At 54.2% G+C, this 17,850-nt stretch carries 19 protein-coding genes; 3 read left to right on the top strand and 16 right to left on the bottom strand.

Going from position 1 to position 17,850, the window contains the following annotated elements; genetic code table 11:
• Window positions 1–52 precede the first annotated feature (52 nt).
• The 12 genes from NSS83_RS00165 to NSS83_RS00110 all read right to left on the bottom strand — a co-directional run bounded on the left by NSS83_RS00165 (window position 53) and on the right by NSS83_RS00110 (window position 12,209).
• Window positions 53–952, bottom strand: a complete 900-nt coding sequence (locus NSS83_RS00165; protein WP_341186278.1) for a selenium metabolism-associated LysR family transcriptional regulator — start codon at window positions 950–952, stop codon at window positions 53–55.
• Window positions 953–1,045: 93 nt separating this feature from the next.
• On the bottom strand, window positions 1,046–1,483 hold the full coding sequence (locus tag NSS83_RS00160) for a hypothetical protein (protein ID WP_341347464.1): 438 nt from the start codon (window positions 1,481–1,483) through the stop codon (window positions 1,046–1,048).
• Between the two features lie 118 nt (window positions 1,484–1,601).
• Window positions 1,602–2,570, bottom strand: coding sequence for a GGDEF domain-containing protein (locus tag NSS83_RS00155; RefSeq protein ID WP_341347463.1), 969 nt, complete (start codon window positions 2,568–2,570; stop codon window positions 1,602–1,604).
• Entirely contained in the window at window positions 2,551–3,462 is a 912-nt protein-coding gene (locus tag NSS83_RS00150) for an EAL domain-containing protein (RefSeq protein WP_341347462.1), read from the bottom strand. The genes NSS83_RS00155 and NSS83_RS00150 overlap by 20 nt, the downstream gene beginning before the upstream one ends.
• Before the next feature lie 127 nt (window positions 3,463–3,589).
• On the bottom strand, window positions 3,590–4,975 hold the full coding sequence (locus NSS83_RS00145; protein ID WP_341348800.1) for an MFS transporter: 1,386 nt from the start codon (window positions 4,973–4,975) through the stop codon (window positions 3,590–3,592).
• A 23-nt stretch (window positions 4,976–4,998) separates the two neighbouring features.
• Complete coding sequence (locus NSS83_RS00140) at window positions 4,999–5,478, bottom strand: MarR family transcriptional regulator (RefSeq protein WP_341186281.1); 480 nt, start codon at window positions 5,476–5,478, stop codon at window positions 4,999–5,001.
• Between the two features lie 63 nt (window positions 5,479–5,541).
• Window positions 5,542–5,805: a YlbG family protein gene (locus tag NSS83_RS00135; RefSeq protein WP_036694997.1), complete on the bottom strand. Its 264-nt coding sequence runs from the start codon at window positions 5,803–5,805 to the stop codon at window positions 5,542–5,544.
• A gap of 42 nt (window positions 5,806–5,847) precedes the next feature.
• On the bottom strand, window positions 5,848–6,285 hold the full coding sequence (locus tag NSS83_RS00130; RefSeq protein ID WP_341186282.1) for a YlbF family regulator: 438 nt from the start codon (window positions 6,283–6,285) through the stop codon (window positions 5,848–5,850).
• Window positions 6,286–6,331: 46 nt separating this feature from the next.
• Window positions 6,332–8,566: a helicase-associated domain-containing protein gene (locus tag NSS83_RS00125; RefSeq protein ID WP_341347461.1), complete on the bottom strand. Its 2,235-nt coding sequence runs from the start codon at window positions 8,564–8,566 to the stop codon at window positions 6,332–6,334.
• Window positions 8,566–10,281 carry a DNA repair helicase XPB gene (locus NSS83_RS00120; RefSeq protein WP_341347460.1) on the bottom strand — a complete coding sequence of 572 codons (1,716 nt, stop codon included), beginning with the start codon at window positions 10,279–10,281 and terminating at the stop codon, window positions 8,566–8,568. Before NSS83_RS00120 ends, NSS83_RS00125 begins: the two co-directional genes overlap by 1 nt.
• Window positions 10,282–10,528: 247 nt before the next feature.
• On the bottom strand, window positions 10,529–10,963 hold the full coding sequence (locus tag NSS83_RS00115; protein ID WP_341186285.1) for a CBS domain-containing protein: 435 nt from the start codon (window positions 10,961–10,963) through the stop codon (window positions 10,529–10,531).
• Between the two features lie 64 nt (window positions 10,964–11,027).
• On the bottom strand, window positions 11,028–12,209 hold the full coding sequence (locus NSS83_RS00110) for an amidohydrolase (protein WP_341347459.1): 1,182 nt from the start codon (window positions 12,207–12,209) through the stop codon (window positions 11,028–11,030).
• A gap of 239 nt (window positions 12,210–12,448) precedes the next feature.
• Here NSS83_RS00110 and NSS83_RS00105 point away from each other — a divergent pair, with 239 nt between their 5' ends.
• The gene (locus NSS83_RS00105; protein WP_341347458.1) at window positions 12,449–12,796 is read left to right on the top strand and encodes a YugN family protein; all 348 of its coding nucleotides are present in this window, start codon (window positions 12,449–12,451) and stop codon (window positions 12,794–12,796) included.
• Entirely contained in the window at window positions 12,793–14,061 is a 1,269-nt protein-coding gene (gene ftsW, locus NSS83_RS00100) for a putative lipid II flippase FtsW (protein ID WP_341347457.1), read from the top strand. Before NSS83_RS00105 ends, ftsW begins: the two co-directional genes overlap by 4 nt.
• 97 nt (window positions 14,062–14,158) lie before the next feature.
• Here ftsW and NSS83_RS00095 read toward each other — a convergent pair whose 3' ends face one another.
• Window positions 14,159–14,524: an Asp23/Gls24 family envelope stress response protein gene (locus NSS83_RS00095; RefSeq protein ID WP_036695005.1), complete on the bottom strand. Its 366-nt coding sequence runs from the start codon at window positions 14,522–14,524 to the stop codon at window positions 14,159–14,161.
• Between the two features lie 154 nt (window positions 14,525–14,678).
• On the opposite strand from NSS83_RS00095, the gene cax reads away from it, so the two are divergent.
• Window positions 14,679–15,749 (top strand): calcium/proton exchanger, encoded by a 1,071-nt coding sequence (gene cax / locus NSS83_RS00090; protein ID WP_341186289.1) that lies wholly within the window; start codon window positions 14,679–14,681, stop codon window positions 15,747–15,749.
• 98 nt (window positions 15,750–15,847) lie between these two features.
• Here the strand turns inward: cax and NSS83_RS00085 are convergent, their stop codons facing one another.
• From NSS83_RS00085 to NSS83_RS00075, 3 genes are all read right to left on the bottom strand, one after another.
• Entirely contained in the window at window positions 15,848–16,150 is a 303-nt protein-coding gene (locus NSS83_RS00085; RefSeq protein WP_036695007.1) for a YlaN family protein, read from the bottom strand.
• 181 nt (window positions 16,151–16,331) lie between these two features.
• A complete protein-coding gene (locus NSS83_RS00080) occupies window positions 16,332–16,574 on the bottom strand; it encodes an HPr family phosphocarrier protein (protein ID WP_036695008.1) in 243 nt (80 codons plus the stop codon).
• 139 nt (window positions 16,575–16,713) lie between these two features.
• Window positions 16,714–17,829: an aminopeptidase gene (locus NSS83_RS00075; RefSeq protein ID WP_341347456.1), complete on the bottom strand. Its 1,116-nt coding sequence runs from the start codon at window positions 17,827–17,829 to the stop codon at window positions 16,714–16,716.
• Window positions 17,830–17,850: the final 21 nt, after the last annotated feature.

The following is a 17,850-nucleotide window of genomic DNA, read 5'->3' as shown; positions in this document are numbered from 1 at the left end:
TCAATTAAAGTTCACGCGCTTTCCTATGCAAATACGCAGTTGTTCCTATCCGTTACTGTCCGCCGGCATGCTGGCGCAGGAAGCTCAGGAAGGTTACCGCCGAGATCGGCAGCAAGGTCGATTTCAGATGAATGGCGTAGAATTGCCGCTTGAAGGAGGCATCCGTCAGATTAACAATTTTCAGCAGGCCGAGCGCCACTTCATGCTTGACCGAGGAGGTCGAGATGATCGTAATCCCCAGCCCCGCCTCTACCGCCGACTTCACCGCTCCCGTACTGCCCAGCTCCATCACAATCTGCATCGCCGCTGGATCAAGTCCGTTAGCCTCAAGCTGCTCCTCCATCACCCGCCGTGTGCCCGAACCGCGTTCACGCAGCACGAATGGGTAGGCGAGCGCTTGCGCCAGCGTCACTTCCACCTGGCCGGCCAGCGGATGCTCCCCTGGAACGATCAGCTTCAGCTCATCGCCCATTACCGGTTCAATGACCATGTCCGGATGGGAGACCGGCGCTTCAATCAGCCCGAAATTGAGCTGATGCTTATGGATCTCATCCATAATCTGAGAAGTGTTCATCACCTTCATCATAATCGAGATATTCGGATATTCCTTGCCGAAGGGCCCCAGCATGCGGGGAAGCACATATTCGCCGATGGTCAGGCTGGCTCCGAGCATCAGGCGGCCCTCCAGCATGTGGGTGAAGGCTGACATCGCCTGATCCGTCTCGCGCATCAGCTGCATGCTGCGCACCGCGAACGGCATCAGCGTCAGGCCGGCCTCGGTGAGTATGATTTTTTTGGTGGAGCGGTCGAACAGCTTGGTTCCGAAATAATCCTCCAGCGCCTGAATCTGCATCGTCACCGCAGGCTGGGTCATATGCAGAGTCTGTGCCGCCGCCGAGAAGCTGCCCCGTTCAGACACAGTATAGAAAATATGAAGCTGATGAAAATTCATACGTTACTGGCTCCTTCACTAATTACAGTTGTAGAGTGTAGAGCAAAAAAGGCACGCAGCCCTAAGCCGCATGCCTCACTCGTTTCAAGTACCCTACTTGCGCCTGCGGCGTTTCTTGGACAGCTTCATCCGCCGGGAATGACGCAGCCAGGAATAGTATCTCTTGAGATCCCTGAGCTGCGGAGTCAACGATATTTTGCCCAGAAAAGACACGATCACCATGACATACAGCGGCTCTCCGGAGAGGGCCGTGACGCCCTCAAGCAGCCTGAAATTAACCACGATCACCGTATCATTATCTATCAGATAGGCATTATAATCACTGTTAGAGTAAGGCCTCAGCCGGTTCTGCTTCAAGGCTTGCCAGATCCAGGCGGTCACCTCCACATTCCCGCTGTCCTCAGCAGCTACCCGTTCCGCATAACGGCTCCTGGCATGCCGGGTCAGCACGATGTCGGCAATCCCGTAGTTATTCAGCATGATATGGAAGGGTTCGTGCTCGCCCCACCAGTCCATCCCCTTGCCCTGCATAGTCATCACACTCCACGTAAAAAGGGTCTTGGCATGCTCTTATTGTTGTCAATCTTACCGCACTTACGACCGTTGTTCAAGCATACCGCTCTCCCCGGGAGTCTTGCAGTGAGAAACGTCAGCTGCCCGTCCTATGTATACTGATATCACTGTCATCGACGTAGCTGCTGCCTCTGATCATTTTGCAGCTTTTTTTGAAGCGGGCCGCCTCTACCGACAGCTCTTCAATGGAAGCAAACCGGCGGCTGCGGTTCGTAACCACGGCAATCGAGATCGAGACCAGCGGGATCTCCTCCAGTTGTCCCGAACGGCTCTCGGTCAGCACGTATTTCTGGGCCAGATGCCCGGCATGATAGAAATCCTTAACTGTCGTATCGAACGCCGCGATAATATTTCTGCAGCATTCCTCGTAGTGATAATTGCTGATGAAAATAATAAAATCATCCCCGCCGATATGCCCCAGGAATCCGTTCATCCGCAGCGCCTCATGCTTCAGCAGCTCCGCAGTAGCCTGAATCATCCGGTCGCCTTCCTTGAAACCGTAGGTGTCGTTGTACGCCTTGAAATGGTCAAGATCGATGTAGAGTACACTGAATTCATCCTGCAGCAGCGTCTTCACCATCCACTCGGTAATGCTGATATTCCCCGGCAGTCCCGTTAACGGATTCAGGAAGCTGGCGGCCACCGCCTGTATCTCCGCGAAATTAAGCAGCAGATCCCGTACGCTAACCGCACCGAACAGAGCCTTCTCGTGAGTCACGATCACATAGTCGTACAGATTCTCTTCCTGCCTCGACATCGCCTGCCTGCTTACCTCGATAATAGGCGTGTTATAGTCCACCACCAGCGGATTTTTGTCCATCACCAGCTCTACAGGTCTGCCCATATAGAGCGTATATCCGTATAGTGTGCCTATCTTCTGATAAAAGCTGATCCTCATAATCAATCCGGCAGTCCGCCCGTTTTCCGTGACGACTACGCCTTGGAGCTGGGGATTGCTTTTAAAAATCTGGTCCACAAACCCGCATTTGTGATGAATCGAAATGTCCGGGATTTGTTCAGCGATTTCACCGATCTGAAGAAACATGCTTACACCCTCCCTTGACTGGATACGGAAGCACCGGAGACGGAAGCGCTCCACGCTCAGGCCGGTGAGCCGGTCTCCCGAGCGCAAAGCCCTGACCATATTCCACCCCCGCCATCTGTAAAAAATGCAGCTCCGGCGCAGTCTCAATCCCCTCGGCTATCACCCGGGTAGAGGAACGGTCGGCATATTCCCGGACCAGTCCCAGCAGTTCCTGCTGCTCCCGGCTGGTATGAATTCCCCGGATGAGGGACTTGTCCAGCTTGATGAATTCCGGCTTCAGATAGACCAGCGTCTTGAGACTGTTATAGCCGGAGCCGGCATCATCCACAGCAATGCGGAAGCCCTGCTCGCGGTAATGGGACAGAACCTTTTCAAACCGGACATAATCCTGCACCGCCTGACGCTCTGTCAGCTCGAAGACGATCCGCTCCGGCGCAAGCCCTAGCTCCTTCAGATAGGCCAGCGTCTCTCCGCTCTTGTGGCGGGGGTCATACAGCACACCAGGCTGCACGTTCACGAACAACAACAATTCACCTTTCCCGGACTCTGCCTCCGGCAGCCGCTCCATGTACCGGGACAGTGACATTCTCCGGCAGTACTGCTCGAAGCGGAACATCTGATCCGTCCGTCCGGCAAAATCATAAAAATGCTCCGTGCTCGGAAACTGCGGCGAAGCGGGCGGACGGTTCAGCGCCTCATGTCCCAGCGTCTCCCCGGTCCGCAAATGCAGAATGGGCTGAAAATACGTATCCAGCAATTCATGCTCCATAATATCCAGCAGCACAGCTAATCTGCCCAGCTCCTGAACCTCATCCCTGACTCTCCCGCTCATATACCTCAGATATTGCGGCAATGCCGCAAGCTTGCGGGACAGGGTTCCTGTCTTATTCATCTAATCCCCCGTCTGCTTGTCTTCGTGAATTCAATAACACTCTCCTCAGCATAGATTGGAATTATTAAGCAGGGATAAACTTCGGGACGGGGCATGGCCTTCTGCGCATTTTTTTCACATTAACGACTTATTTCGACAGTACTTCTGCCCGGTTGATCGTATAGAGCACAGGGATCGCCGCTCCAATGAGGATTACCCCCATGAACGCAGGTGCAGCCGGTCCAAGGGACACGTAGAGCTGTCCTCCAACCAGAGGCCCGATCATTCTCGCAAGTGCCTGAATCGACTGGCTGCCCCCTTGAACCCGTCCCTGCTCGCCCGCAGCGGCAGATTTGGACAGCATTCCGTTGAACGAAGGCCCGAAGACCGAATCACCGAAGCCGAAGATAAACATCCCTGCGATAAAAAGAGGATAAAAGGCGAGCAAAGCCGACAACGCAAACAGAATGTAGCCAACAATTTCGGAGCCCATTCCAAGGAGAGCGATTTGCCTGTCAGTGTATCTTTTCAGGAGCTTCGGCATAATGAATCCTTGGGACAGGATATCCTGCAAGCCCATGATGGAGAACATCACTCCAATGATAACCGGCTTCCAGCTGAAATTATCCAACGTGAACTGTGAAAAAATAGCCTGGAATGATCCATTCGGTATCCACAGCAGGAACGCGGAGACAAACAGCCTGTTAAGGTTCTTCATGGACAGCAGGTTCGCAAGCTGCGAGAAGGGATTCAGCCTGACTAGGGGGATGACCTTCAGTCTCTTGCTTTTCTCCAGACTCTCCGGCATGAACAGAAAGCCATAACCCACATTCAGCAGTGTTACGGCTGCGCCAGCATACATGGGCACCGAATACCCGAACTTGGCCAGCAGCCCGCCCAATGACGGGCCGATAATCGTCCCGGCTCCGACCACAGCACTCACCCAGCCGAAGTACTTGGTCCGCTGCTCCGGCGGAAGGATGTCTGCAAAATAAGCGAAGATCGTACCGATGCTCCCGCCTGTGATCCCTTCAATGATCCGCCCGGCGAACAGCACCCACAATGCCCCTCCAAGGCCAAATATGAAGTAACCGGCAGCAGAACCCAACAGGCACAGGAGCAGCAGCGGACGCCGTCCGTATTTATCACTCAGCGCACCCAGCACAGGCGCCGCGCAGAACAGGCAGGCCGCATAAGCTGAAGTCAGCAGGGTAACCATCACCGCTTGTTTTTCGGGATCGCTAATGTAAGGCTGGACGAGAAACGGAACCACAGGAGCGATGATACTGAAGCCTATTCCGCATAAAAATACAGAGATTAGACCGAATATAAGCGCGTGCTTATCTACCTTTGATTCTGAAGATTGATCTTGATGGTGAGCAGGTTTGGATGTAGACATGTATCTTCTCTCCTTAGAGCTTGTGATTTGTTTCCTAAGAAACAATATCATCCTAACACACTTTTGATTCCAAGGAAACAAAATATTTAACATAAAAAAACACCCTGCCGGGTGAAGGTAACTGTGATGAACTATTCTGCCTGAGCATAGAGGGGAAATTATTCTTCTTCCGTGCTATTGTCCGGCTCCTGCTTCTTAATCTCTTCATCCAAATGCTTATTGTACTTCTCCATGAAGCTGAGCATACCGGCATACTGGCTGTCGGTCACCTGCTCAAACACAGGTCTGTCCCGCTCCCGGAACTCACGGTGCAATTCATCATGAATCTGATATACAGCCATCCCTTGAACAGTAAGCCTGAAATAGATTTCCTTCTGATTGTCCGGCTTCTGGTAGCTCTCAATAAGCCCCTTGTGCAGGAGCTTCCGTGTAATCTTGCTGATCGCCCCCCTGGTCATGTACAAGGCCTCTGCAAGCTTGGTCACGTTGGCGTCTGCATGTGTTCCGATGTATTCAATACAGTGTACCTCGGAGGGTTTATTCCCCTTAAGACTGTTCTCCATCTTCGACTTGTTCAGCCAGTTCATCTTATTGAATAATTCCCGGAAAGCTGTTAAGACCTGTTCCTCTTTGTTCATTGCGGGTCCCCCTTAAAAAAACAGACGCCAGCGGCGTCTGTCTAAATAACCTTTATCCCTGAACTACAGACCGTAGTACTTGGACTTGTCCGGTCCGTTGCTGGTATATTCCGTCTTCAGTTCATTGCGGTACGAACGCTCAATCTTGCGCACATAAGAAAGTCTGCGGACATTCTTCATGACTTCCTCGGCGCGCTCCGCATTGACGTACATTACCGCATAATGCATTTTACGGGAAACGTAGTGCAGTGTGCCGTACTTCTCCAGGTTGCGCGCCGCCTTGACGTCGCTAACCCATACAATATAACCTGTCCGTTCCGCAAACATAAGCTCATCCGCCTCTCTTTCTCTATCTCCTCACGGGTCAGCTTATCCGCAGGAGCATTTGCCGCCGCTGCCGCATCCGCCTTTGGGGGACGGGTCGTTACTGGGAACCTTAATGCTGTCCGAGACCGAGAATGCGATCGCCTCTGACATGGAATGAAGAATATCATCCAGCGTCTTCTCCGCATTCTTGAACCGGACCACTGCTTCGAACTGCTCCAGCTCCCGCTCTACGGCCTCAACCTCATCCTTGGCAGAGTGATAGTTCGGGTGAAAATGACCAAACCGCTGTGTCTCGTCAAACAGCTCCTTCTTGCTTTGCAGCCGCTTGATCATGGCCTGGATTTCGGGATGGTTATCCACCTGTCCCTTCCAGTATAGGTAATCCGACACTTCTGCGGATTGATTAATCATATCGCCTAATTCATAGGCGTATGTCAGCACTTCGGCCATATCGACCGTATTTAATTCCGCTACGCTCATGAACTTCAACTCTTTTCTGCATTTAATGTTCTACCGCAGCGATAGACTACCTTATCATAACATATCCGCCCGCCTCAGCAGAAGAAGAATTTCTGCCCTTTAGCGGATGCAGCAGCTGAATTTCCTGCCAGTCTTCCGCTGCAAGCTCTGTCTCCTCTGCCGTCTCCGTCCCCGGAAGCAGCAGAATGCCCCGCACCTGCCATGGACGTCCGTTGATCCGCTCTGGAATGAAATCCGCCGCCTTGCCGCCATAGGAGAGCCGGACCTTGATTCCCCAGCTTAGAGCCTGCTCCATTACCTTTTGCGCTGTGGTGACATGATACTGCCTCCACTGATTGAACCACATCTGCGGCACGGTCTCTTCACCCGGCAGCTCCAGCTTCGGGGGGCCGCCGCTGTCAAGCGGCAGGAGCTTCGGGGGCGGGCCTGTTCCCAGCAAGCCCCGTTCTCCGGCTGCGGCAGGAAGCAGGTAACGCTGCGCTGGCTCGGACAGTTCAAACAGCTGGGTATGGGGAGCAGGCCCGTCCAGGTTCCCTGCCCTCACGGACGGCGCGAGACCGGCGGCGGCAAGCTCCTTACGCAGCTGCCCGGCAGCCTCCGGCCGGACGATGAAGTGGAGCGGGCCGATCCGGGTAACGATATCCTGCAGCCGGGGATGGGCAGCGATATCCTCGCCCTCCTGCTCTCCGGCGCAGGACAGCAGAAGAACCTCCGCCAGCTCCGTCCGTCCGATCGAACTGGCCCACTGCCGGAGCGCCAGTTCGATCTGCTCCGGTAATTCTCCGGCGGCATGGGCGTTCAGCCAGGAGATCACCTCACCCGGAGCGAAGCCCTGGTCCGCTGCCGCTTCCAGCCGCTCCCGGGTCAGCCGGAAGCTCCAGATATCCTCGTGGTGCAGCAGCTCTGCGCATCCGGCCAACGTCCAGCGCACCGTATAAGGGACCTCGGGCGGAACCAGCACCTCGAAATCCGGCTGGACAATGAAGCCGGGAGATGCAGAAGCCTTTGCTTGCGGCAGCGGCTTCTGCGCAGTTTCAGCTGCTACAGGACTCTGCGGGCTAAGGACGGTGTCTTGAGCTTCGGAGGCGCTGTCTAGGTCTGCAAGTTCTGAGCTGTTGCCTGCTGGTTCTATGTCACAGTCTACTGGCCCTAGGTTTCTGCATACTGTTGTTTGGACTCTATCTTGTGGTTTGGTGCCGCTGGCAGCGGTATTTGGGGTGCTTTCCGCTGTGCTTGAGCTGCTTACAAATATTCTAGGGCTGCTGCTTGTTTCTGCGTCACTATCTGCTTCCTCTGTCCCCCCTTGATTCTGCTGGGTTATTCCTAGGCTACGCTCCGTTAGCTGCGGCTTCAGTGCCTTCCAGCGGAAGCATTCCTCCCCTTCCGCTGAAGACCCTAGCTCACACCAGCCGAAGGCTGCCAGAAGGCGAATCCAGGCGAGTGCTGCCTGCTTAAGCCCTGAGTCTGTCCCTGCCTTCCCCGGTACAGGTTGCTCCCCGGCAAGACCATTCTGTCTCATCCAGCTCAGAACAGGCTCTACCGAAAACCACTCGTCCGGACAAAACTCCGTTGCCGAGAGCAAGTGTCTGAAATGCTGCTCTTCAGGCAGCGGAGCACCGTACCGGCTGATGATCAAGGTATAGAGCGTATCCGTCATCTCTTGTGCAGTAAGGGTCAGCCAGCTTTGCAGCATAGGTCTGTCTATTGCATACCCGCTATTGTCGCGGGTAATCAGCCCCAGTGCGCTCAGCAGATCAATGATTAATGTAACCGGCAGCGGATAGTTCTGGTGACCGGCGGAGGACTCAAGCAGGGCAAGAGACTCCTCCGGTATGGACAACCTTCCGGCTAACCTGCTGAGCTGCTTCTTATGTATCACTCCCTTAGAAGTCAGCGGCAGGCCTTCCCGGGCTATGAACAGCAGGCTTTGAAATAACTCCCCTGCCAGTTCTGAACACGCCGCATGCTCAATCCGCACCGTCCCCTCTGCCTGTACCTGCGGGCAACCCGCCCAGAAGCTCTGCAGGATTAAGGGATACTGCTGCTGAGGAACCTGATACAGCCGCTCGCCCCACACCTTCTGCCGCAGCTCCAGCATCCCTGCATGAAGCAATTCGTCCAGGGCCAGCATCTGCTCGGCCCGGCACAGGAATTCAGGCCGCAGACGCTCTATAGAATCTGCTGTACACGGCGAAGCCGCATGCTCTGCCGCTATCCGCAGCAGTACTTCACAGGCGTCCGAAGATAGTCTGCTAATATGATCTGCGGGATTCAGTTCCATCAGAAAACAGCTCCTTCCGCCGGGTCCAGCATCCGGACCCCGTATTCGTAGCCTTGCTCCGTCAGAAACATCCGGCGGCGCAGAGCGAAATCCTGCTCCCGGCTGTTTCCCGTGACCAGCGTATAGAAATACGCCCGGTTATCCCCCGGCTTCGGACGAAGAATGCGGCCCAGACGCTGAGCCTCCTCCTGGCGGGAGCCGAAGGCGCCGGATACCTCAATTGCCACTGAGGCATCCGGCAGATTCACAGCAAAGTTCGCCACCTTGGAGACGATCAGTACCGGAAGCTTGCCTTCATTGAACGCAGCGTAAAGCGCGTTCCGCTCCTTCTGTGGAGTCTTGCCCGTGATCAGCGGGGCCGCAAGCAGCGCCGCCAACTGCTCTAACTGGTCCAGATAATGGCCGATCACCAGTATCGCCGCTGCGGGATGCGCTTCAACAATCTGTGCTGCCGCCTGCGCCTTGGCCTGATTGCCCGCCGCCAGCCGGAATTGCTCCTTCGCCCCGGCATACAGATATTGCTGCCGCAGCTTCTGGTTCATCGGGACGATGACCTCAACGCAATCGACAGCTGCAATCCATCCCTGCCGCTCCAGCACCTTCCAGGGCAGGTCATAGCATCTCGGGCCGATCAGGGAGAACACATCACCCTCCCGACCGTCCTCCCGGACCAGCGTTGCTGTCAGCCCCAGCCGCCGCGTAGCCTGAATATCTGCGGTCGCACGGAAGACAGGTGCCGGAAGCAGATGGACCTCGTCATAGATAATCAGACCCCAGTTCCGTTCATGGAACAGATTCATGTGGACAAACGCTCCTCCTTTAGAGCGCCTATGAGTGAGCATCTGATAGGTTGCAACGGTTACAGGACGCACCTCCCGGTGCTCTCCCGTGTATTCCCCGACCTCATCTTCGCTCAGCGAGGTCCGCAGCAGCAGCTCCCCGCGCCACTGCTCTACAGAAGTCGTGCTCGAAGTAAGGATCAGCGTCTCACACTGCAGCTGCTCCAGCACCGCAAGGCCCACAACAGTCTTGCCTGCCCCGCAGGGCAGCACGACCACTCCGCTCCCGCCATGTCCTCCAGTCCCCTGGAACTTTCGGACAGCCTCCTGTTGATAATCCCGGAGCTCGAACCCACTGCTGCTGCCTTCTTGGATGTTGTTCCCCAGAGACTCCCGCCAGGCTAACTTCAGCTTCTGCCCGTCCCGATACCCGGCATAATCAAGGACCGGATAACCCAGTCTGGTCAATTCCTGCTTCAGCAGCCCCCGGTTCATCTTCGGACAATGGCTATGCAGCTCCCCGGCCCGGCACAGGCCCAGCTCCTTCAGTTCCTGAGAATCGTCCAGTTCATCCAGCAGACTCGTCCGGTCAGCGGTTAACCTGACAAGCTGTGAATCAGTCTCATCCGCATGCAGGTGCAAGCTTCCGTAACGGGACATCAGCAGTTCCATCTCCCCCTCGACTTCGGAAGGAATGCCCCACCTGGACAGCCTGCGGAGGCCTTCAATGACCTCTGCCGCTGTCTGTCCCCCGGCTGCGGCGTTCCATAGGGACAACGGTGTGATCCGGTAAGTATGGTAAGCTGGGGGACTTTTGACAAGCTCGGCGCATCCGCTTAGAACCGTCCGCGCCTCCTCAAATCCTGGATGTCCGCATTCCAGCAGAATTGTCCGGTCATTCCGAATGATACATGGCCCCGCCCCTGCTCCGCTCATCCTGTTCCCTCCTTGTATCTAATCTCTATTGCCCTACTTCTGTTGGCATCCAGTATACTAGGAGCACAACTGCCCCTCATTTGCTCATTCGACCCTTGCTTGGTGAACTCAATCGGGCTATACTCATCCGAACCAAAGGGATTTATCCCTCTCTTTTCACCTTCCATCCCGCTGCCAGCATCCACATTCTCCCTACAACGAAAAAGCCCACCTCCGCCTAACCGGATATGAGCCATTCGTCATTCTATTAATGCAGCTGCTGGCGCTGCGAGATTTCATGAAGCGCCTCAGCAGCCTCATCTGCGAACATTCTCTTGTCTGCCAAATCACCTAAAGAGACTACTCCGGTCAGCTTCTTGCCCTGCGTTACCGGAATGCGACGGATCTGCGCGGAGGCCATCAGCTCTGCCGCTTCCTCCACAGAGGCGGACTCCTCAATGGATAGGACCTCCCGGCTCATGACAGTCTCCACGGCTGTTGAGCCGGGGTGCTTGGCTGCGTACCCGCGGATGACCAGATCGCGGTCTGTAATCACACCAATCAGCGTTGCCCCGTCAGCCGAATCTACCACCGGAATGAAGCCCGTCCCGCTATCTCTCATAGCGACGGCAACCTCATAGATATTGTCCAGCAGAGTAACCGACACCGGCTGCGCGGTCATCACTTCTTTGACAGTCTTCAAGAATGAACCCTCCTGTCCACGTTAGCGTGGCATTTGAGAGTAGTTTTTCCTGTAACGGTAACATTTATACGGAAATTGACTCATTCAGACAGGAGTCGGCCATACCTACCAGCAGCTTCAAGCCATAGAGCATGGCATCCTCATCGAAATCAAATTTGCTGTGATGATGCGGATATACAGCATCCTTGGCCGCATTGCCCGCACCGACGAAGATGAAGCAGCCGGGAATCTCCTGAACATAATAGGAAAAGTCCTCCGCCGGCATAATCTTCTCCATCAGCATCACATCGGCATCTGTCCCAAGCGCCTTAGGGGCAACACGGGCAAAACGTTCATATTCCGCCTCGTCATTCACCAGCGGCGGGTACCCCATCAGATAGTCCACCTTCGCCTCCGTACCATAGGCTGCGGCTATAGACGCCGCCAACTCTTCAATGCGGCGGCGGATCAGATGACGTGTCTCTTCATCAAATGCCCGCACCGTCCCGGTAATCCGGCAGCGCTCGGCAATGATATTCTGGGCCGAACCGCCTTGAATCGTCCCCACGCTGACTACGGCCGGACGCAGCGGATCAACGTTGCGGCTGACAATCGTCTGCAGCCCGGTGACCAGTGCCGCACCGGCCACAATGCTGTCTGCTGTGCGGTGCGGCATGCCGCCGTGTCCTCCCTGGCCGGTCAGATCAATGAAGAACTCATCGGCCGAAGCCATCAGCGGCCCCGGAGCACTGCCTACCGTCCCGAGCGGGAACGGCGTCCACAGATGCAGCCCGTAGACGGCATCCGCACCCGCAAGCACACCTTCCGCAATCATGCCCACTGCGCCGCCGGGACAGACCTCTTCCGCCGGCTGGAACAGAAAGCGGATCTCCCCCTTCAGCTCCTCCCGGCGGGAGCTGTAATACGCCGCCGCAGCCAGCAGCATGGCGGTATGCCCGTCATGCCCGCAGGCGTGCATGACACCGGAATGCTGTGAAGCATATTCCCGGCCGCTCTCCTCCGTAATATTCAGCGCGTCCATATCGGCACGCAGGACTACCGTTTTGCCGGACTCCCGGCCCTTAAGTATGCCTGTCAATCCGTAGCCTGCTGCACTCCGCCGGACCTCAATCCCCAGCTCCGTGAGCCTTGCCCCGACATAAGCGGAGGTCTCCTTCTCCTGATAGGACAGCTCCGGATGACGGTGCAGATGGCGGCGCCATTTGACCATTTCCGGGAACAGCTCCCTGGTCTCTAACCTCTCCATAACTCTCCATTCCCTTCTCTGGCAGCATCCTGCGGATAGCCATCAGGACAAGCCCGTAAGCTCTGCCCGCTCTGCAGCCTGCCAACTTTCTTTTATTGTAGCAGAAACACAAAAAAGTGGGTATCGATCAGCCCGTTCTACCTTGCACAACCCCGGGAAACAGACTATCATGAGGAAGAACAATAACAAATTTTAATTACAAATGAATCATTATACTTCATTAAGGGGAGTTGTGCGCTATGATATTTGAGAACACGGGTCTCGAAGGATTAAAGAGCGACCTTCTTTATCTCGACGAAAGTGCAGCAAAGGCAGGATTCATCAGATGGCAATGGGAATACTACCGCGCGACCTATGACTGCAAGATAGAAGACCGCAAGGATGGCGGAGAATACTTCCTGCGCATCAATACCCGTGCTGTGGAGGGGAAGCTGGAGAAGTCAGACGCGGTGCTGGCGATTGAAGCCGTCTATCTCGGCAAGGCCACATTCCCCCACGGACTGGAATATGAATCTCCGGTGCCTCAGCCTGTGCTTGAGGCAGCCCGGAAGCATATCGGTGATTTGAAAGCGCTGCTGGAAGCTTGAGTACCGCGAAGGGAAAGACGGCCGCCAAGGCCAGCCCGCCCAAAAGAGGAACGCCCGATTTCCAGTTACTCATTCTCACCCTGCTGTTCGTAGGCTTCGGCCTGCTTATGGTATTCAGCTCCAGCTCCAGCTTAACCCTGGCCAGCGGCAAATTCAGCAATGATGCGTTTTTTTTCGTAAAAAGACAATTGGTCTGGGCCATGCTGGGCAGCTTCATCATGTTCGTCGTAATGAATATCCACTACAGCAAGTTCAAGAAGTGGTATGCTCCGATCTTCGTGATTACCCTCGTCCTGCTGCTGTTCGTAGCAACCACCGAGGGAATTAACGGCGCCAAGAGCTGGATGAGCATCGGGACCCTTGGGATTCAGCCCACCGAGCTGGCCAAGATCTCTATCATTCTCTACCTGGCTGCCCTGATCACCAAAAAAGGCGAACGCCTGCGCGATTTGCGGACAGGGTATATCCCGGTCATGATTATCGTCGGAATTGTCGCCGGACTGATTATGATGCAGCCCGATCTGGGTTCCTGCCTCATTCTTGTAGCGACCAGCGGTCTTGTCATCTATGCCGGCGGCGCCAGCATGAAGCATATCATGGGATCGATCGGTCTGCTGATTCTCGGGGTGGCCCTCGTCATAGGCGCAAAGGCCGCCATCGACTCCTTGTCCCCGCCAACCGAGAAGGCAGAGTTTCAGAAGGATTACAGACAGGGCCGTATTGAAGCCTTCCTCGACCCGCAGGCCAATTCCGAGGGCAGCGGATATAATATTATGCAGTCCCTGATCGCCCTCGGTGAAGGTGGAACACAAGGCTCCGGGTTCGGGCAGAGTATTCAGAAGCTACATTATCTGCGGTACCCTTATACTGACTTTATCTTCGCGGTCATTGGTGAGGAGCTCGGCTTTGTCGGAACCGCCTTGTTCCTGCTGCTTTATCTGTATTTCATCTGGAGAGGGATTTTGATTTCACTGCGGTGCACCGATCCCTTCGGTACACTGGTCGGTATCGGAATCATGGGCCTGATCGCCATTCAAGCCTTCATCAACATCGGTGGTGTGACCAATACGATTCCGCTTACAGGCGTTACGCTGCCCTTCATCAGCTACGGTGGCTCCTCCCTGCTCGTCACGATGCTCTGCATGGGGATTATGCTCAGCATCTCACGGGAGACCAACCGTCCAGCCAAAGAGGAAGTGGTGAAGTCTGTGACTACGGTCAGACAGGTGCGGAACAACAGAAGCGCAGGCACACGCGCACGCTAAGAGGCAACCTGCATACAGATGAAGGTTGAGCCAAATAGAAAGGCAGTCCGGAATAAATCCGGACTGCCTTTTGCATGGATGCCTAAGTTAATTGTGCTTAAGAAATTTCGTCGTTCTTGAAGGCTACGCCTTCGACCTTCACGTTAACCTCTACGATGTGAAGCCCGGTCATACTCTCCACAGCCTCGCGGACATTCTGCTGAAGCATGCGGCACACTTCATGAATCGGCGTTTCGTACAGTACGATGATGCGTAAGTCTACTGCAGCTTCCAATTGGCCAACTTCGACAGTAACACCCTTCTGCACGTTCTTGCCGCTCAGGCGCTTTGCCCAGCCCTCTGACAAACCGCCAGACATGGCTGCAATTCCGGGAGTCTCAAGCGCGGCCAGGCCGGCAATTTTTGAGACAACGTCATTCGATATCCGTATATTACCCAATTCCAGTTGAAGCTGTTCTGCCATGCCATATCCCCCCTACTCTCATTATCAATTATTGTAATTCCAAAGCAGGCTAAAAAGCAAATGACTTTCTCTCACCCCCGTTTACAGCCAGGAACAATTTGGGTATATTGATTATGAATTCAACCTACATATAGAGACTGGAGAGTGCTTACCCTTGAAAAAATGGATCTCACCGGCGCTGCTGGTCATCAGCTTCATCCTCAGCGCCATCGGGCATTACGCGAACTGGGATCATACGCTTCAGTTCATATTGTCTGCGATTTCGGTCATCTTCGTGGCCGGCTTCCTCGGCCGGGCCACCGAGAGTGTAGCCCACTACGCCGGGCAGCGGCTTGGAGGGTTCCTGAACGCAACCTTCGGCAATGCAGCCGAACTGATCATCGCCTTCTTCCTGGTCAAGGAAGGACTGTTTGACATGGTCAAAGCGAGTCTGACCGGCTCCATCATCGGTAACCTGCTACTCGTCCTCGGATTAAGTATATTTGCCGGGGGCATGAAGTTCAAGGTTCAGAACTTCAATGTCACGCTCGCCGGTCTGAACGGCTCGCTGATGATCGTTGCGGTCATCGCCTTGTTCGTCCCGGCCATGTTCTTCAACACGCATTCCATCACCGAGAAAGACACCAATGTGCTTAGTCTTGTCGTCGCCGGCCTGCTGATTGCCGCCTACCTCGCCTGGCTGGTCTTCTCCATGATCACACACAAGAAGTATCTGGCAGATGTTACGGACGATACGGCGGAAGAGCTGCCGAATGAGCATGCTCCAGTCTGGTCCCGGAACCGTTCAATCCTCTATCTCGTCCTTGCCACCGTGATGGTCGCCTTCGTCAGTGAATGGCTGGTCGGAACGCTGGAGACGCTCACCGAACGCTTCGGCTTCAGCGAGCTGTTCGTCGGGGCATTCCTTGTAGCGATTATCGGTAACGCCGCAGAACACAGCGCTGCCATTATGCTCGCCATGAAGAACAAGATCGGAGCCGCAGTCGAGATTGCCGTAGGCAGCAGTCTGCAGATTGCCCTGTTCGTCGCCCCTGTGCTGATCTTCGCCAGTTACTTCATGGGCAACACCATGTCGATTGTCTTCACCACGATTGAGATTGTAGCGATTGCCGTATCTGTGTTCATCGCCAAATCGATTATTCAGGACGGCGCAACCAACTGGTACGAAGGTCTCCTGCTGCTGGCGGTTTACATGATTCTCGGCGTATCGTTCTATCTGGTGTGAAGCAGCCGCACAGCTTATACATTCTTATATTTTTATAAAAAAACGCACATGATCGACCCCCGGGTCTTTCATGTGCGTTTTCTATGAATGAGCGGGACTTACATCTCCCGTTCCTCAGCCTTCTTGTTCAGTGCCTCGTATAGTACGGCCAAATTACGTTCCAGCTTGCTCAGCACCTGCTTACCGGTAAGCTCCGGCACGAGCCCCGCTCTGACCGCAAAATCGACCTCTCTGGAGAAGCCGTACATCTGGGTATCCAGCACTTCCTCATAGAGAGGGCAGTAACGGGTTGCCAAATTCTCCATCTGTACTTCAATGAGCTTCTGAATTTTATCGGCATCTTCTTGAAGAAGATTGATTGCTTTGATATTGAGCTGTTCCTGCAAATCCGATGAAGTCATGCATTTTCCCCCCCATGTCCAAAAGTTACAGCAGCGATTGCTTATTATTCTTAATATTAGTCGAAATTAGGACCTAATACAAGATTTCAGTTTGGGTTATTCCTGAAGTTCCTGCAAAATCACCCCGCTGCACAGCAAAGACGCCCAGCCGCAAGGCCGGACGTCTGAGAAGAAACTGGAATTACTCTGCTACTACTGTAAAATTCAGATTGTGTTTGGCAAAAACTTCGCTCATGGCTTTCTTAGCTTCCTCGGCATCTGTGCCATGTACATGCAGCTCGTAGCTTTGGCTGGATACCAGAGTAGTGAACAAGCCAAGGATGCTCTTAACATCAATGTACTTGTTGTCCGCTTGAAGAACGATAGATGAATTAAATTGGCTTGCTGTCTGTGCAATATCCACGATTGCCGCATTGTTGGACATAGGAATCCCTCCGCAACTTGATTATAAACTTATGTTCACTTGTTACCAATTCCATGATACATTGAATCCGCTTACTCACGCAAGGTGTTTCTTGGAAACAGGCATTACGTGCTTTTGGAATCACCGCTTTTGTATCATTTTATTTCAGGTTCTCCGGATTCAGACCTTCCAGCTCCGGCACCACAAAAATTCCATCCTTACGGATCAGCACATCGTCGAAGTAAATTTCGCCGCCGCCGTAATCAGGACGCTGAATCAGCACGAGGTCCCAGTGAATGGACGAACGGTTGCCGTTGTCCGTCACATCATACGCCTGGCCCGGTGTGAAGTGCAGACTGCCGGCAATTTTCTCATCAAACAGAATATCCTTCATCGGATGCAGAATATAAGGGTTGAAGCCGATGGCGAACTCACCGATATGGCGCGCGCCGTCGTCGGAATCCAGAATTTCATTCAGGCGTGCGGTATCATTGCTGGTAGCCTCTACGATCCGGCCGTTCTCGAATGTGAACTTCACATTCTCGAAGGTAACCCCGTTATAGATTGATGCGGCATTATAGCTGATCGTTCCATTCACGGAATCGCGGACAGGCGCGCTGTACACTTCTCCGTCCGGAATATTTTTCTGGCCGGAGCATTTCTCCGCCCCGATTCCCTTGATGGAGAATGTAAGGTCTGTTCCGGGACCTAATATACGCACCTTGTCGGTTCTGCGCATAAGCTCAGCCAGCGAATCCTGGGCTTTGTCCATTTTGGCATAATCCAGGTTGCAGACTTCGAAGTAAAAGTCCTCAAAGGCCTCTGTGCTCGTGTTGGCGAGCTGGGCCATACTGGCGTTAGGATAACGCAGCACCACCCATTTGGTGTGCTTGACGCGCTGCTCGCTATGTACAGGGTGGGAATACAGGGAGTTGTAGAGCTTCATGTTCTCTTCCGGCACATCGGACAGATCATTGACATTCTCACCGGCACGGATGCCGATATAGCAGTCCATCTGTTTCATACGGTTCAGGTCGATCTCCGCCCAGGTCTTGATTCCTTCAGGTGTTGCATATTTGAGCATACTGCGCAGAACAGTGCGGTCAGTCAGCTGCACAAATGCACGGCCTCCGGCCTTCCCCACTTCCTCCACAACGGCTTTGATCAAATCTCGTTCACTGCCGATCATTTCGACGAGCACGTTCTCGCCAGGCCGTACGTTTACGGAGTAACCAACAAGGTTCGCCGCAAGCTTTTGAATCCGGGGATCATTCATCTGTCTCTCTCTTCCTTCCTC

Origin of the sequence: Paenibacillus sp. FSL H3-0469, assembly GCF_038051945.1 — a bacterium.
Classification (GTDB): domain Bacteria; phylum Bacillota; class Bacilli; order Paenibacillales; family Paenibacillaceae; genus Paenibacillus_AQ.
Note: the sequence above shows the minus strand (reverse complement) of the source record. Positions and strands in the feature narration are given on the sequence as shown.

Coding starts and splice junctions, on each gene's coding strand:
- NSS83_RS00155 (WP_341347463.1), bottom strand. CDS start 2,570: ATGTTTCTTCAGATCGGTGAAATCGCTGAACAAATCCCGGACATTTCG.
- NSS83_RS00125 (WP_341347461.1), bottom strand. CDS start 8,566: ATGGAACTGAATCCCGCAGATCATATTAGCAGACTATCTTCGGACGCC.
- NSS83_RS00095 (WP_036695005.1), bottom strand. CDS start 14,524: ATGGCAGAACAGCTTCAACTGGAATTGGGTAATATACGGATATCGAAT.
- NSS83_RS00080 (WP_036695008.1), bottom strand. CDS start 16,574: ATGTCCAACAATGCGGCAATCGTGGATATTGCACAGACAGCAAGCCAA.
- NSS83_RS00150 (WP_341347462.1), bottom strand. CDS start 3,462: ATGAATAAGACAGGAACCCTGTCCCGCAAGCTTGCGGCATTGCCGCAA.
- NSS83_RS00135 (WP_036694997.1), bottom strand. CDS start 5,805: ATGTTTGCGGAACGGACAGGTTATATTGTATGGGTTAGCGACGTCAAG.
- NSS83_RS00160 (WP_341347464.1), bottom strand. CDS start 1,483: ATGCAGGGCAAGGGGATGGACTGGTGGGGCGAGCACGAACCCTTCCAT.
- NSS83_RS00110 (WP_341347459.1), bottom strand. CDS start 12,209: ATGGAGAGGTTAGAGACCAGGGAGCTGTTCCCGGAAATGGTCAAATGG.
- NSS83_RS00130 (WP_341186282.1), bottom strand. CDS start 6,285: ATGAGCGTAGCGGAATTAAATACGGTCGATATGGCCGAAGTGCTGACA.
- NSS83_RS00085 (WP_036695007.1), bottom strand. CDS start 16,150: ATGACTTCATCGGATTTGCAGGAACAGCTCAATATCAAAGCAATCAAT.
- NSS83_RS00165 (WP_341186278.1), bottom strand. CDS start 952: ATGAATTTTCATCAGCTTCATATTTTCTATACTGTGTCTGAACGGGGC.
- NSS83_RS00105 (WP_341347458.1), top strand. CDS start 12,449: ATGATATTTGAGAACACGGGTCTCGAAGGATTAAAGAGCGACCTTCTT.
- NSS83_RS00120 (WP_341347460.1), bottom strand. CDS start 10,281: ATGAGCGGAGCAGGGGCGGGGCCATGTATCATTCGGAATGACCGGACA.
- NSS83_RS00075 (WP_341347456.1), bottom strand. CDS start 17,829: ATGAATGATCCCCGGATTCAAAAGCTTGCGGCGAACCTTGTTGGTTAC.
- NSS83_RS00140 (WP_341186281.1), bottom strand. CDS start 5,478: ATGAACAAAGAGGAACAGGTCTTAACAGCTTTCCGGGAATTATTCAAT.